General features: G+C 72.2%; 15 protein-coding genes. 5 read left to right on the top strand and 10 right to left on the bottom strand.

What is annotated here, in order from left to right; genetic code table 11:
• The 6 genes from CP977_RS28670 to CP977_RS28645 all read right to left on the bottom strand — a co-directional run bounded on the left by CP977_RS28670 (window position 1) and on the right by CP977_RS28645 (window position 5,863).
• Window positions 1–288: a phosphopantetheine-binding protein gene (locus tag CP977_RS28670; protein ID WP_062751300.1), complete on the bottom strand. Its 288-nt coding sequence runs from the start codon at window positions 286–288 to the stop codon at window positions 1–3.
• On the bottom strand, window positions 282–1,031 hold the full coding sequence (locus CP977_RS28665) for an SDR family NAD(P)-dependent oxidoreductase (protein ID WP_152371040.1): 750 nt from the start codon (window positions 1,029–1,031) through the stop codon (window positions 282–284). The genes CP977_RS28670 and CP977_RS28665 overlap by 7 nt, the downstream gene beginning before the upstream one ends.
• Window positions 1,028–2,398, bottom strand: a complete 1,371-nt coding sequence (locus CP977_RS28660; RefSeq protein ID WP_062751304.1) for a class I adenylate-forming enzyme family protein — start codon at window positions 2,396–2,398, stop codon at window positions 1,028–1,030. The genes CP977_RS28665 and CP977_RS28660 overlap by 4 nt, the downstream gene beginning before the upstream one ends.
• Window positions 2,395–3,213 carry an HAD family hydrolase gene (locus CP977_RS28655; RefSeq protein ID WP_062751306.1) on the bottom strand — a complete coding sequence of 273 codons (819 nt, stop codon included), beginning with the start codon at window positions 3,211–3,213 and terminating at the stop codon, window positions 2,395–2,397. Before CP977_RS28655 ends, CP977_RS28660 begins: the two co-directional genes overlap by 4 nt.
• Before the next feature lie 193 nt (window positions 3,214–3,406).
• Window positions 3,407–4,273 carry an MBL fold metallo-hydrolase gene (locus CP977_RS28650; protein ID WP_062751308.1) on the bottom strand — a complete coding sequence of 289 codons (867 nt, stop codon included), beginning with the start codon at window positions 4,271–4,273 and terminating at the stop codon, window positions 3,407–3,409.
• A gap of 135 nt (window positions 4,274–4,408) precedes the next feature.
• Window positions 4,409–5,863, bottom strand: coding sequence for an MFS transporter (locus tag CP977_RS28645; RefSeq protein WP_062751310.1), 1,455 nt, complete (start codon window positions 5,861–5,863; stop codon window positions 4,409–4,411).
• A gap of 238 nt (window positions 5,864–6,101) precedes the next feature.
• Here CP977_RS28645 and CP977_RS28640 point away from each other — a divergent pair, with 238 nt between their 5' ends.
• A complete protein-coding gene (locus CP977_RS28640) occupies window positions 6,102–6,527 on the top strand; it encodes a MarR family winged helix-turn-helix transcriptional regulator (RefSeq protein ID WP_062751312.1) in 426 nt (141 codons plus the stop codon).
• A gap of 21 nt (window positions 6,528–6,548) precedes the next feature.
• On the opposite strand, the gene CP977_RS28635 is transcribed toward CP977_RS28640, so the two are convergent.
• Complete coding sequence (locus CP977_RS28635) at window positions 6,549–7,469, bottom strand: helix-turn-helix domain-containing protein (RefSeq protein ID WP_079130951.1); 921 nt, start codon at window positions 7,467–7,469, stop codon at window positions 6,549–6,551.
• A 228-nt stretch (window positions 7,470–7,697) separates the two neighbouring features.
• Between CP977_RS28635 and CP977_RS28630 the strand changes: the two genes are divergently transcribed.
• A complete protein-coding gene (locus tag CP977_RS28630) occupies window positions 7,698–8,348 on the top strand; it encodes a TetR family transcriptional regulator (protein WP_152371039.1) in 651 nt (216 codons plus the stop codon).
• A 116-nt stretch (window positions 8,349–8,464) separates the two neighbouring features.
• Here CP977_RS28630 and CP977_RS28625 read toward each other — a convergent pair whose 3' ends face one another.
• Entirely contained in the window at window positions 8,465–9,463 is a 999-nt protein-coding gene (locus tag CP977_RS28625; protein ID WP_229991469.1) for an NAD(P)H-binding protein, read from the bottom strand.
• Complete coding sequence (locus tag CP977_RS28620) at window positions 9,460–10,074, bottom strand: ScbR family autoregulator-binding transcription factor (RefSeq protein ID WP_079131265.1); 615 nt, start codon at window positions 10,072–10,074, stop codon at window positions 9,460–9,462. The genes CP977_RS28625 and CP977_RS28620 overlap by 4 nt, the downstream gene beginning before the upstream one ends.
• Window positions 10,075–10,231: 157 nt before the next feature.
• Here CP977_RS28620 and CP977_RS28615 point away from each other — a divergent pair, with 157 nt between their 5' ends.
• From CP977_RS28615 to CP977_RS28605, 3 genes are all read left to right on the top strand, one after another.
• Window positions 10,232–11,248 carry a ScbA/BarX family gamma-butyrolactone biosynthesis protein gene (locus tag CP977_RS28615; protein WP_062751318.1) on the top strand — a complete coding sequence of 339 codons (1,017 nt, stop codon included), beginning with the start codon at window positions 10,232–10,234 and terminating at the stop codon, window positions 11,246–11,248.
• Window positions 11,249–11,565: 317 nt separating this feature from the next.
• Window positions 11,566–12,279, top strand: a complete 714-nt coding sequence (locus CP977_RS28610) for an AAA family ATPase (RefSeq protein ID WP_062751320.1) — start codon at window positions 11,566–11,568, stop codon at window positions 12,277–12,279.
• 73 nt (window positions 12,280–12,352) lie between these two features.
• Complete coding sequence (locus CP977_RS28605) at window positions 12,353–12,958, top strand: AAA family ATPase (RefSeq protein ID WP_062751322.1); 606 nt, start codon at window positions 12,353–12,355, stop codon at window positions 12,956–12,958.
• Between the two features lie 145 nt (window positions 12,959–13,103).
• On the opposite strand, the gene CP977_RS28600 is transcribed toward CP977_RS28605, so the two are convergent.
• Window positions 13,104–14,279 (bottom strand): WD40/YVTN/BNR-like repeat-containing protein, encoded by a 1,176-nt coding sequence (locus CP977_RS28600; protein ID WP_183953249.1) that lies wholly within the window; start codon window positions 14,277–14,279, stop codon window positions 13,104–13,106.
• Window positions 14,280–14,286: the final 7 nt, after the last annotated feature.

The following is a 14,286-nucleotide window of genomic DNA, read 5'->3' as shown; positions in this document are numbered from 1 at the left end:
TCACACCCCGGCCTTCCGGGTCCGTATCGCCTCGTCGTAGGCGGCGATGAGCTCGCGGACGGTGCGGATGTCGGTGATCGACCGATCCTCGGAGAAGGGGTCCACGCCGAGTTCGGTCTCCAGCTGGAGCAGCAGCTGGGCGAGGAGCAGGGAGTTGAGCCCCGCGGTGAGCAGCGAGTCGTCGAGGGAGTAGGTGGAGCCGCCCTCGTCGTTGAGCAGGACCCCGTCGATCTCGCGCGTGATGGCCTCCTGCAGACCGGGGGTGTCCGTGTGTGTCGTGTTCAGCATGTGATGCCTCCGTCGATGACGAGTGTCTGTCCGGTGATGAACCGCGCCCGGGGCGAGGCGAGGAAGAGGACCGCGTCGGCGATCTCGTCCACGGTGCCGAGGCGTCCCAGCGGGGTGCGGTGCTGGATCTTCATGCGGTTGCTCGAGGTGACCTCCGCCGTCATGTCGCTGTCGAAGAAGCCGGGGGTGAGGGTGTTGACCCTGATGCCCAGCGGGCCGAGTTCGCGGGCGAGGGCCCGGCCCGCGCCTTCGAGGCCGGCCTTGGCGGCGGCGTAGGCGGCGACGCCCCGGTAGCCGCGGATGGCGTTGATGGAGGAGATGTTGACGATGGTGCCGTCGCCCGCGCGCATCATGAGGCGGGCGCAGACCTGGGCCAGGTGGAGCGGGGCGAGGAGGTTGGCGGCGACGAGTTCGTCCATGCGCTTCGGGGCGGTGGTGAGGAACAGCTCCTGGTGCAGTACGCCCGCGTTGTTGACCAGCAGGTCGACGCTGCCGAAGCGCCGTCCCACGTCGCGCGCGAAGTCCCGGACGGCGGTGGTGTCGGTGAGGTCGACGGCCGCCCAGTGGAAGGCGTCCCCGTACTTCTCCGCGGTGGCCTCGGTGAACTCGTTGGGCTTCCTGCTGAAGGTGGCCACGCGCCGGCCTTCGGCGAGGAGCCGTTCGGTCAGGACCCTGCCGAGGCCCCGGCTGCCGCCGCTGACGACGGCGACGGGCGCGGGCCGGTCGCCGGGCAGGTCGGTCATGCCGCGCTCCGGATCTTCTTGAAGCGCTCGGAGTGCTGGTCGTCCTGGGAGACCTGGACGAGGAGCGGCACCTTGTAGGGCTGGAGGCGCGCTCCGCAGTGCTCGCGGACGCGGCGGGCCACCTCGCGGGGGTCGGCGGGGCGGGTGAGCTTGACCGTGGCCTGGACGACCTGCCCGGTGACGTGGCTGTGCCGGCCGGAGACGGTGGCGTCGGCGATGAGGTCCATCTCCAGGAGGACGTCCTCGACCTCGCTCGGGTAGACCTTCTCCCCCGCCACGTTGATGATCTCGGACTTGCGGCCGAGGATGCGCACGTAGTCGCCGTCGGTCTCGACCGCGTCCTGCGTGTTGAAGTACCCCTCGTCGTCGAAGGGAGCGGGGGCGTTCAGGTAGCCGAGCATCGCCATGTCGGAGCGGATCCACAGGATGCCGTCGCGGATCCGGTAGTCGAAGCCCTCGCCGCCGAGCTTGACCCAGAGGCTGTCGTTGTCGCGGGACCTGGTGGGCAGGATGCCCAGCTCCGACAGGCCGTAGGTCTGCTTGAGGCGTACGCCCGGCAGGGCGGCGTCGAGCCGCTGGAGGACGCCGAGCGGCATGGGTTCGGTGCCGTAGGTGACCAGTCGCAGGGAGCTCAGGTCGTGCTCGCGGTGGGCGCCCGAGATGAGCAGCATGTTGAGGAAGGTGGGGGTGGTCGGCAGGACCTCGATGCGGTGGGCGGCGACGGCCGCGCAGACCGTGTCGGGGGTGCGGTCGGCGAGGGTGACGAGCGTGCCGCCCTGGCTGAGGGTGTGCAGCAGCGTGTTGATGCCGCCGATGTGGTCGAGGTTGAGGAAGCCGAGGGTCCGCAGGGGGCGGCGTGCCTCGCCGTACCGGCCGAGCACCTTGGTCATGTCGAGCACGGTGGCCTTGCTGCGGCCCGTGGTGCCCGAGCTGAACAGCACCAGGCCGGGGGTGCGGGCCGTGCGCAGCTCGCCGTACAGCTCGTGGTCGGCGGTCCGGCCGGTGTGCCGGAGCAGGTGGCCGTCTCCGCCGTCCCCGCCGTCTTTGCCGGGAGCGCCGCCCACGGTGACGGCGATCTCGACTTCGGCGATCTCGTGGAATTCGGTTCGTTTGGCGTCGGGCAGCGGAGTCATCGGGACGACGATGGCGCCGCGCGCCACCAGGGCGAGCAGTCCGGCGCAGGATTCGATTCCACTGGGGCCTTCCAGGGCGACGACCTGGCCGGCCCGTACGCCTTTCTCGTCGAGGAATTCCTGCCATTGTGCGGTCGATTCCAGCAGTTCCGCATAGCTGTAGGTCCTGCCGTCGAAGACGATCGCGTCGGCGGAACCGAAGCCGTGCATCCTTTCGAGGAACCAGGCGGTCATGCGCCCTCCCGGGTTTCGTAGCGGGCAGTCGTGTGCGCGGTCGTGAGACCGCGGTCGCGCGGGGTGGAGAAGAACGGGGTGCGCGGCGGAAAGGCGGCCGCGCGGTCGGCGCCCCGGTGGGGCAGCGGCGGTTCGGGCGCCGGCGGGGTGCCGGGCAGGAACCGCCAGCCCCTGAGCCGTGCCGCGGAGCGCAGCCCGGCGTCGCCGCCGACCACGTACGCCGTGCCGACCGCGTTCAGCATCGGCAGGTCGGAGACGTGGTCCCCGTAGGCGGTGCAGTCGGCCGGGTCGATGCCGGCCCGGATGGTGACGTGCATGACGGCGTCGCTCTTGGCGGCGCCGATCATCGGCGGGCCGTCGAGCGCGCCGGTGTAGCGGCCGTGGTCGATCCGCGGCCGGGTGCACCGGACGTCGTCGACGCCCAGGTCGGCGGCGAGCGGGGCGAGGAGGGCCGGGAAGGAGCCGGACACGAGGACGACGTGGTCGCCCCGCTCCTGGTGGCGCCGCAGTTCCGTCAGGGCCGGCCGGTGGTAATGGGCTCCGGTGGCCAGTTCGGCGGCGAACCAGGCGCGGGCCACGTCGGCGACGACGCCGGCGTCGAGGCCCTGGAGGTGGGCGAAGTAGGCGCGGTTGGTGGCCTCGCGGGGGCAGCCGACCGCGGTCATCGCCTTGAATTCCCGCATGCGTTCGTCGTATTCGCGCCGGGGACGGCCCGTGGCCGCCAGGTAGTAGGCGAGGAATCGGAACATCCCCGCCGATGTCGTCAGGGTGCCGTCCACATCGAAGAAGGCGGCTCGCGCGGGGTTCTGGCTCATGTCCGGAATCATGTCAGTGAATTCAGCGGCGCCCCAGACTGCAATGTCACCGGCTTCCCCGGCGCTATCACCAGAGATGCTGTTGCCGCCACCAACACATGCGCACGGTCGGGAAACGACGGGGCGAGGGCCCGGCACTGGATTTCCGTGCCGGGCCCTCGCCCCGTCATTCACCCCGCCATTTCTCCGGAATTCAGAATTCCGAATTCTGTACGGCTTCCCAGTGGGGGGTTCCGTCCCCGTCCACGAGCCGGCCCAGCTGTCCGGGGCCGAAGTGGATGCCGAAGGCGAGCGTGTCCGGGCGGAGCAGCTCCGGCAGCATCGCGTGCCGGGTCCGGACGGCCTGGTCGGGCAGCGCGTCCATCGACACCGGCCAGTCGGGGCGGGCGAACTGCGCGGGCGTGTGGAAGACGTCGCCGAAGGCGATCAGACGCCGCTCGCCGGTGTCGATGACGTACGAGGTGTGGCCTCGGGTGTGGCCCGGGGTGATCCAGGCGGTGACGCCGGGGAAGACCTCCTCCCCGTGCCCCACCGCGCGGGCGGGGACGGAGACCTCCGGCGGCATGGACCAGCCGGCCCACTCCTCGCGGGAGGCGGCGAACGTGGCCCGGGAGAAGGGGAACCGGCCGGCGGGTCCGGCCCGGAACGCCCAGCCGACGTGGTCGTCGTGGAGGTGCGTGAAGGCGACCGTGTCGATGTCGGCGAGCGTGCGGCCGGTGCGGGCCAGGGCCTCGGGGAGGGCGCCGCCGCGGAGGGCGCCGATGGTGTCGATGGTGTCGGCGGCGGAGATGTCGTGCGGCCCGAAGCCGGTGTCGAGGAGCAGGGCGCTGTCCTCGTACTCGACGAGCAGCGCGCCGATGGGTGCGTCGATGAAGCCGTGGGCGTCGAGGAGGTCGGCGTTGCGGCCCGTCCAGTCCTCGGCGGTGGACTCGGGCAGCCAGCGCCGGGGGTGCAGCTGGACGGACCCGTCGGGAATGACGGTGAGCGTGTGCTTCCCGAGCCGCAGGGAGGGCGGCACCGGGGAGGAGGGGTCGACGGGCTGCGTCGTGGTGATCGGCATGAGGTCCTGGTCCTCGCTGGTGGGTGGGGATCCGGCGGGTGGGAATCCGGCCGGAGGCGTGGCGCCGGTCCGACGGGGACCGGTGCCACGCCTCCGGATGTGACGGGGGGTGCGGTGGATCCGTGGGGGACCGGGTCAGACCCGGCCCGCCACCGGGGTCTCGGCCGGGGCGGCCGGTTCCACGACGGGCTCGGCGGGCTCGGCCGCACGCTGCTTGCGCAGTCCCAGGGCGATCAGGACGGTGAGCAGGATGAGGCCGGCCGAGGTGTACGTGGCCGCCTGGAGGCCGTCCGAGAGACGCGCCCCGTCGGGGTCCGGGCCCGCGACGCCGTTGGAGACCGCGACGAGGACGGCGAGGCCGACGGCGGCACCGACCTGCTGGCCGCTGGTGGCCAGGCCGGAGGCCAGCCCCTGGAGTTCGCCCTCGACGCCCGCGGTCGCGGCCGAGAACATGGCGGTCCAGATGACGCCCTGGGCGAGGGAGAAGACCACGATGCCGGGGATCATCTGGAGGTACGTCGCCCCGGCGCCGAGGAACGCGGCGAACAGGGCCGTACCGACCGCTCCGACGAGCAGGCCGATGACGAGGGTGCCACGGGCGCCGTACGCCGTGGTGAGCTTGCCGCCGATCATGGAGCCGACCAGGATGCAGGCGCACGGCACCACGAAGGCGAGGCCGGTGGAGAGCGCGTTCCAGCCGCGGACGGTCTGGAGGGCGAGCGTGATGAAGTAGGCGCTGGCACCGAAGGTCGCCATGAACATGAAGGTGATCATGGAGCCGAGGCGCAGGCTGTTGTACGAGAACACCCGCAGCGGCACCAGCGGGTTCTCGGTGCGGGACTCGATGACGACGAACGCGACGATGAGCGCGATCGCGACGGCGAAGCTGATCAGGATGGTGGGCGAGGCCCAACCGGACTCAGGGCCCTGCACGAGGCCGAAGACGAGCAGCAGCGCACCGCCGGTGACGGTGATGCCGCCCGGCAGGTCGAAGCCCTTGCGGGGGCCGGACGGCAGGTCGGCGGGGATGGCGCGGAGCCCGAGGAGGGCGACGCCGAGGGCCAGCGGGACGTTGACGTAGAAGGTGGCGGCCCAGCCCCACGCCTGGGTCAGGACGCCGCCGAGCAGCGAACCGACGACCATGCCGCTGCTGCCGGTCGCACCCCAGACGCCGAGGGCCTTGTTGCGCTCCTTGCCCTCCTCGAAGTTGGTGGTGAGCAGCGACAGGGTGGCCGGGGCCAGGAAGGCGCCGCCGATGCCCTGCACCGCGCGGGCGGCGACGAGGACGGCCGGCGTCTCGGCGAGGCCGCCCGCCACGGACGCGACGGCGTACAGCGCGAGGCCGGTGAGGAACATGCGCCGACGGCCGAGCAGGTCGGCCATGCGCCCGCCGAGGAGCAGGAAGCCGCCGAAGGCGACGGCGTAGGCGCCGATGACCCACTGCAGCTGCTGGTCCGAGAAGCCGACGCCGCTGCCGATGTCGGGCAGCGCGACGAACACGATGCTGTAGTCCAGCGCGATGATCAGCTGAGCTAAGGCGAGTGCCGCGAGGATCAGGCCCTTGCGGCTTGCGGAACCCGACGAAGTCATGGTTCTCCGTACCTCTCTTGATGAAGCGGAAGGGATGGGGCTGTGGCAGGGGCTGGGGCTGGGAAGGACACGGGGAGCCATACAGCTTGCCCGAACTCACATATTGCGAACTCGAAGAATCTGCCACGACGGTAGAGCCTGGCCGACGCCCCCCGCAAGCGCAGGCCGAGTTCAAATATTTCGAGTTGACAGGGATGGGTAGGGGGTCGAGGGGGAAACCGGCAGGTAGCATGACGACATGTCGCCCTCCCCCGCCCTCCCCCGGCCGCCCTCGGACAGCGAGGTGTGCAGCCTGGTCAACGCCCTGGCACAGGCGATCGACCGGCACACCCGGCAGGTGGCCGACCGTTTCGGCCTGACGCCGGCCCAGGCCGTCGCCCTGCGCGAACTGCCGGAGCCGCGCACCCTGCGCGAACTGGCCCAGCGCATGCACTGCGAGGCGTCGAACGCGACCTTCGTCGCCGACCGCCTGGAGGCCATGGACCTCCTGGAGCGACGGCCGCACCCCACCGACCGCCGGGCGAAGCTGCTGCACCTCACCCCCGAAGGGGCGAAGCTGCGCAAGGACGTCGTCCGGCAGCTGGGAGTCGACTCGCCGATCGGCAGGCTGACCCGGAACGAACAGGACACCCTCCGCGAGCTGCTGGCCCGGGCCACCGACTGACCGGCGCCGCCGGCGGGCGGGTCACGCCGGGACGGCGACCACCTCGGCGGTCCGGGACTCCTCGCGGTCCCAGGCGGCCAACCGGGCCGCCGTGCTGCCGTCCTGGGGGCTGAGCAGGATCAACTGCACCCCCGGGCGGACCGGCAGTTCGAGGCCGACCCGGGTCAACGAGAGCTGCCCCAGGCCGTGGTGGCGCACCACCTGCTCGTAACTCGAACCGCTGCTGACGCGGTGCTCGGCCCACAGCGCGGCGAAGGCCGGGCTGTGCTCGCACAGGTAGTCGATCAGCGCGGCGAGCCGGGGATCGCCCAGGAACTCGCCGCACTGGGTGCGGAACTGCGCCACCGCCTCCGCCGCGTCCCGCTCCCAACACGGGAAGCGGGCCCTGGCGCGGGTGTCGAGGAAGAGCATCTCCAGGTAGTTGGGGCGCGCGCCCTCGACGCCGAGGAGGCGCACGGCCGAGCGGTTGGCCGCCACGACGTCCCCGTAACGGTCGAGGAAGAACGCGGGGTTCGGCAGGAACCCGTCGACGATCCGCGCGTCCAGCCGCCGCTCCCCCTCCCCCGGGACCCGGGGCCTGCGGGGCGCGGCGTGACCCGCCAGCCGCATCACGTACAGGCACTGCGCCTCGTCCAGTCGCAGGACGTGGGCGATGGCGGCGAGGATCTCGGGGGAGACGTTCTTGGCCCTCCCCTGCTCGATCCAGGCGTACCAGGAAGCCCCGATACCCGCCAGCATGGCCACCTCCTCACGGCGCAGCCCGGTCAGCCTCCGCGACCCGCCGCCGGGCAGACCGACCTGCTCCGGCGTGACCTCGGCCCGCCGGGCCATGAGGAAGTCGCCGAGCTCCGCGAACTTCAGGTCCGCCGGCCTGGCGGCAGGCGTCCTCGCCGATAACGCGACCCCGAGAGCCGGAGATCCAGAACCAGTCACCGCGACCATCCCCCTCCGTGGACAACACACCCCCGACCGACGCGGGGCTGTCACACATCATAGAGAACGCTATTTTTTCTTGTAAAGAAAACGAGGGCTCGTTATGTTTTTTTTTACCGGAAGCGGACGATCCGATTCGGCCACGCGTCGCACACCGGCCGTCGCGCGGGCTTGCGATGCGGGAGTCGATCAGTAAATGATAGCGATCGCTATCATTCGTTGAAGGGTCGGTTCCACATGGCCAGCCAGGAGCGAGCAGAACGGACGCGACGCCGACTGCTCGAAGCCGCCGCCGAGGAGTTGTCGCAGCACGGATTCGACGGCACGTCACTCCAGCGCGTGTGCCGGGCCGCAGGCGTCACCATGGGTGCCCTGACCTTCCACTTCTCCAACAAGATGAGCCTCGCCGATGCCGTGCACGCCCACGGGCACGCGCTCACCCGGACCATGGTGACGGCCGTGGTCACGGCCGGCGAGGGCCGGGACGGCGACCGGGGCGGTGACGGCACCGAGGGCTTCACCGGCAAGGACACGCCACGACTCCGCCAGGTCGTCGGCGTCACCGACGGCCTGACCCGGCTGCTGCGGGAGGAGCCCACCGTACGGGCCGCCGCCCGGCTCAGCCGGGACCGCACCCTGAAGGACGGGCACTGGAACGACTCCTGGCTGCCCCGCGTCCACGAGCTCCTCGAACTGGCGCACAAGGAAGGAGAGTTGCGCTCCGGTGTGAACCCCCACTCCGTAGCCCTGCTCGCCCGCCTCCTGATCTCGGGCCTGGCCGCGTCGACCGAGCCCGACGGCGACGGCGAGACCTTCGACCAGCTGGGCGCGATATGGGGACTGGTGCTCTCCGGCATCACCGGCGACGACCGCGGGAAACCGGACTGATCCGCCGGATACCGGACCGATCCGCGGAGGTTCGGCCCGAACCGCCGGAGACCGGACCGCCGAACCGCCGGAGACCGGACCGCCGAACCGCAAAGAACCGGACAACCGGACAGGCCCTAGGGTCCGTCCGGCCCCGACGCGCCGGACGGGACCCGAGGGGTGTCCTCCGGGGCGCGGCGGCATGCGGGGCGAAACGGCTCCGCGTGGTCCGCCGCCCACCCGGCAAAGGTTCCGGGCGTCCGCCCGAGGAGACGCTCCAGCGTGCCGTCGTCCCCGCCCGCCGCTCCGTCGGCCCGCCGGCGGGCGGCGGCGAGGAGCGCGTCGGCGATCCGGGCGCCGTACCGGGCGCTCCAGCCCGCGCGCGCCTCTTCGGCCGTCAGTTCCTCGAACCCGATCCGCACGCCGAGCACCTCGGACAGTACGGCGGTCTGCTCGCGCGCCGAGAGGAGCTGCGGACCCGTCAGCGCGTACGTCGCGGAGGCGTGCCCCGCGGGATCCGTCAGCGCCCGCGCCGCGACCTCGGCCACGTCCCGGGGGTCCACGCAGCCCGTGCGGGCCGCGCCCCCGAAGGCCCGCACCACGCCGCGCTCGCGGACCGACGGCGCCCAGGCCAGGGCGTTGGACATCGGCGTACGGATGCGGAGGACGGTCCACGTCAGGCCGCTGCTCCGCAGCCGGTCCTCGGCGCCCCGGTTCCAGTCGGCGACGAGGTCGTCGGCGCCCGGATCGGCGACGCCGAGCCAGGAGAGCTTCACCGCGTGGCGCACGCCGGCCGCGCGGGCGGCGGCGAGCAGGTTCTCGTCGTCCCGGGGGCGCAGGGGGTTCGCCGTCACGACGAACAGCGCGTCGGCGCCCTCGAGGACGGCACGGAGCCGGTCGGTGTCCGCGTAGTCGCCCCGCACGACGGTGGCGGGGGCGGCGGCGCCGTGCACGGCCGGGCCCGCGCCCGGCAGGCCGAGGGCCGCGGCCTTGGCCGGATCGCGTACGAGCAGGGTCGGGGGCGTACCGCCGGCGGCGAGGCGGTGGGCCACATGGCGGCCCACCGCCCCGGTCGCACCGGTGACGACGACCTTCGGGCCGGATTTCGGGCCGGATAAGGCCCCGGCGGGGCTCACGCGGCCCTCCAGCGCGAGGAGTCGAGGCTGAGCCGCTTGAGAGCGCTCGGCGTGGCGATGACGGGCAGCAGCACGTTCCAGATCTCCCTCACTCGCTGGGGCAGGTCCTGGCGGCCGCTCTCCAGATGGGCGTGCATCTGCGCTCCCGTACAGGCGTTGACGATCAGCCGCGACACCGTCTCCACCTCGACGCCCGCCCGGACCTCGCGCTCGCGCTGCGCCAGCACGAGGGAGTCGGCGATCACCTCGGTCCACTGGCGGTGCGAGTTCTCCTCGGGGTCGATGAAGGACTCCTGCTCCATGACGAGCCGTGCGCCCGCCAGCAGGAAGGGATCATCGAGCAACCGGTGAGCCCAGGTCAAGGTGATGTCCACGGCGCGCTGCAGCCCCTCCGCCTCGTGCAGGGGCGCCACGCGTTCGGGCTGGCTGCGCACGATCTCGCGGGCCAGCGCCTCCTTGCTCTCGAAGTGGAAGTACATCGCCCCGAGGGTCAGTCCGGCCCGCTGGGTGATCTTGGTGACGCTCGCTCCCGCGAAACCGTTCTCGGCGAAGACTTCGGCCGCGGCCCGCGCGATCTGAGCCCGCGTGCGAGCTGCGCGTTCCTGCTTGATCTCCCGTTTGCCTGTGAGCTCCGCCGACACGGACGCCTCCTTCGGTGGTCGATCCACCCTCGACAAGAAAAAGAATACTCTCTATGTTACCGGCAGCCGTGCGGATCATCCCCGTGCGGCTCATGCTTCGCGTCGTCCTGAATCGGAGGAAGCCCGGATGAACCGGCTCACCACGCAAGGATCATGCACGCCGCACACCTCCACGTCCGACGCCGGTCCCGGCGTCAGACGTTACGCCGGGAAGGTCGACCTGGACGAGGTGTTCGTCACCGACTGGCGCCCGGTGGACGACCTCGCCTGCACGGCGACGGTGCTCTGGCCCCGTCACCACGCCTTCTACACCCCCTCCCCCGACCGCTACACCCTCCTGCTGTTCACCGAGAGCGTCCGGCAGGTCCTCGCCGTCACCAGTGCCCTGGGGCTCGGCGTCCCCGCCGGCCACCGCATGGGCTGGGAGCGGCTGGTCACCAACGTCACGCCGGGCCTCTTAACGACCGGCGCCGACCCCGCCACCGTCGAACTGGACGTCCGGCACGAGCCCTTCACGCGCCGCGGTTCCGGCCTCGCCCGGCTGACCGCGCGGATCAGGGCCACCCGCGACGGAAGGACCCTCGGTACCGCCTTCGTGCGGTACACCGCCTACCCGCCCGCGCTCTACGACCGTCTGCGCGGCGAACACGCGGACGCCCGGGCGGCGTTCGCCCGCGCCCTGCCTCCCGGCCCACCGGTGCACCCGTCACTGGTCGGCCGTACCGATCCCCGCGACGTGGTGCTGGCGGAGGACACCACGCCCCTGGGATCGCACGCCGGCGGCGACTGGACGCTACGGACCGACACCGGCCACCCGGTCCTCTTCGACCACCCCCACGACCACGTCCCCGGCATGGTGCTGCTCGAAGCGGCCGACCAGGCCTTCCGGGCCTGCGCGGCGCCCGAACGGGTCGAACCGATCGAGTTCGACACCACCTTCTCGCGGTACGTCGAGTTCGACCGGCCGTGCCGGATCACCGCCGGCGAGGCGGAGACCTCCTCCGGGCGGCGCCAGCAGGTCGTGACCGGTCTCCAGGACGGCGCGACCGTCTTCAGCACCCGGATCGGCGGGCTCGTGGAACGCCGGCCCGTCCTCATACCGCGGCAGCGCAGGCGCGTGATCGCGGGGAACCGGTCCTCCTGACCGGGCAGTGGGCACGGAGCACGTGAGGTGAACCGCCGGCGGCGGGCCGATGGCCCGCCGCCTCTCTCGTTTCCGGACCGTCATCGCAGGTCAAAGCCTGTTGGTGGGACCCATCACGTCCGTGGTGATGGGTCCGGCGACGCTGTTGAGTGTGGAGTCTGGGCAGCCCGGGCGAGGCTTGCCATGCTTCTTCCACGGGCCGGCGGAGACGACTCCCCGGCAGGCCGACGACGTTCGTGCCGGGTCGAAGTGCGCAGACCGCGCCGCCCCCTCCGGACATTCCGATCAGCCCGTCCCGTCACCTCAGAGGAGCAGCAATGAACCTGTCCATCTCCGGCACCTACTCCGTCGGGAAGACCATCACCAGCATGGCGATCGCCCACCTGACGGGCATCCCGCGCACCTCCGCCCCCACGATGCGCGAGCTCCTGCCGATCTCCCTCCCGGGCAAGACCCTGGAGGAGTGCAACGGCGCCGAGCTGATCATGCTGATCACCCGCCGGATCCAGGGCCGGGCCGTCGCCGAGAGCCACCTGCCGAACGGCTACATATCGGACGGCTCCGCCCTCCACGAGTGGTCGTACGCCAACGTCCGCGTGAAGGTCGGCATCAACCCGAACGACTCCGTCGACCTGGACACCGTCCCGATGACCGACGAGGTCCGCTTCTACGCCGAGGTCATGAAGCAGATCGGCATTCCGGCCCGGCAGCACACCAAGGCCAACTACGACGCGTTCGTGCACCTGCCGATCGAGTTCCCGATCGTCGAGGACGGCCACCGTCCGGTGAACGAGAAGTTCCGCCAGCTCGCCGAGCAGCTGCTGCTCGACACGCTCGAAGAGCTGGAGATCCCCGTCCACATCGTCGGCGGCACCATCCCCGAGCGCCTGGCCAAGATCGTCGAGATCTTCGACTTCCCGACCGTGATGACGATCGAGGAGGCCATCGCCAAGGCCGAGGAGGAGTACGCCCAGATCGACACCCGCGACGAGCTGGAGCGCCTGGCCGACGCCGAGCCCGTCGCCGCCTGAGCCCCCACCGCTCCCACGCACATCCCCCTCCCCCCTCCTCCACACCACGAGAACCCGAAACGGAGACGCAGACGTGAGAATCGCATTCGTCGGCGCGTACGGAAACGGCAAGACGACCCTCACCACCGAGCTGGAGAAGATCACCGGTCTGGAGCGCGTCCACGGAAGCGCCATGCGCGACCCGGCCGGCACCGACCCCAAGTCCCTGGAGGAGTCCAACGAGACCGAGCTGGTCCAGCTCGCGGTCCGCCGCTACACCGAGCGCGCCGTCGACGAGGCCGCCCGCCCCAAGGGGTTCCTCTCGGACGGTTCGGTCCTCCACGAGTGGGTCTACAGCAAGGTCCGGCTCGCCGTCGGCCGCTACCCCGAGCCCTCCGACACCCTCGCGGCGGGCGTCCGCACCCCCCGCACCCAGGTCGTCGAAGAGGTGGTGGACCAGCTCGGCCTCCTCGCCCGGCAGCAGGCGCGCGCGGGCTACGACGCCATCGTCTTCGTGCCGAACGAGGTGCCGCTGCCGGAGGGCCACGACCCGATCAGCGCGCACTTCCGGGTGCTGTCGGACGAGCTCATGCTGGAGATCATCGGCTCGCTCGGCGTCCCGGTGCACACGGTCACGGGGACCGTGGAGGAGCGGATCCAGCAGGTGCTCGCCATCCCGGGCGTGCCCCGGAACGCGTAGGCGACCCCCGCGCCGGGCGGGCGGTGGCACGGTGAAGACAGGCACCGTGCCACCGCCCGCCCCCTGCCGGAAGGCGACCTCCGAGGGCATGCCCGGGCGGAGGTCGCCTTCCGGCACGTCCGCGGCCGTCACCGTCCGGCTCCGCTCACGGGCGGCCGGCCGGCCGGTGGTGTGTCAGCCGGGCGACGCGGCCCTGTTCCCCGGAGGCCCAGCAGGCGCCGTCCGGGGTGCAGTCGACCGTGTCGTACGAGCCGGTGTCGACCGTGCGCCAGGTGCGGCCGCCGTCCGTGGTGAGGTCGGTGCCCGTGGGGCCGACGGCGAGCGCGGACGTCCTGCCGTACGGGAGCCAGGCGACGCCCGAGCGGTAGGAGGGCGGCGGCGCGGCCGAGGGACGCCAGGTGCGGCCCCCGTCGGCGGTGACGGCGGCGGCCTCGGGGGACGGCCGGTCCGCCCGGTAGTCGCCGCCGACCGCGATGCCGTGCGTGCGGTCGCGGAAGGCGAGCCCGAAGACGCCCCGGGCCGGGTCTCCGGCCGGGACCGGCGAGGCGGTGGCGGTCCAGGTCAGGCCCCGGTCGGCGGAGTGCAGCACGCGCGCGGTGGCCGCGCCGCCGGTGGCGAGCCACACGTCCCGGGGCCCGGCCGACACCAGGCACTGGCCGCTCGCCGCGAAGCCCGCCTCGCCGGGGAGCGCGTCCGGCATCCCCCGGTTCGGCAGGACCCGCCAGGACCGGCCGCCGTCACGGGTCGAGAGGATGCGGTACTTCCCGTCGACCGGGTCGCTCAGGGCGAGGCCGTTGCGGTGGTCGAAGAAGGTCATGCAGTCGTAGAAGGCGCGCGGGTCGGTGTTGCGGAAGGACTCGGTCCAGGTGGCGCCGCCGTCCTCGGTGCGCAGCACCCGCGAGGCCTCCCCCTCCCCGATGGCGAGGACGACGGCCCGGCGCGCGTCGAAGGCCTCCACGTCGCGGAACTCCAGCCCCTCCGCGCCGGGCGGCGAGACGTTCCGCCAGCTCCGGCCGCCGTCGGTGGTGCGCAGCACCGTGCCCTTGGAGCCCGCGGCCCAGGCGGTGCGGCGGTCGACCGCCGCGAGCCCCCGGAAGCGGGCGTCGCTGCCGGTGGGCGTGAGCCGCCAGCCGAGGGCGGGGCCGTGGTGCCGGCCGGCCGCCGGCACGGTCCGTACGTCGGCCGCCGGTACGGGCCGCGTGTCGGTCGGCGCGGCCGTGGGGGTCTCCCCGGCCCGCGCCGGGACGGCCAGGGTCAGCGCGAGCGCCGCCCCGACCAGTCCCGCCGACATCGTTCGTCTCGTCTTCCCCATGGACGTCATGGCGCCG

It is taken from the genome of Streptomyces cinereoruber, assembly GCF_009299385.1.
Lineage (GTDB): Bacteria > Actinomycetota > Actinomycetes > Streptomycetales > Streptomycetaceae > Streptomyces > Streptomyces bikiniensis.
Note: the sequence above shows the minus strand (reverse complement) of the source record. Positions and strands in the feature narration are given on the sequence as shown.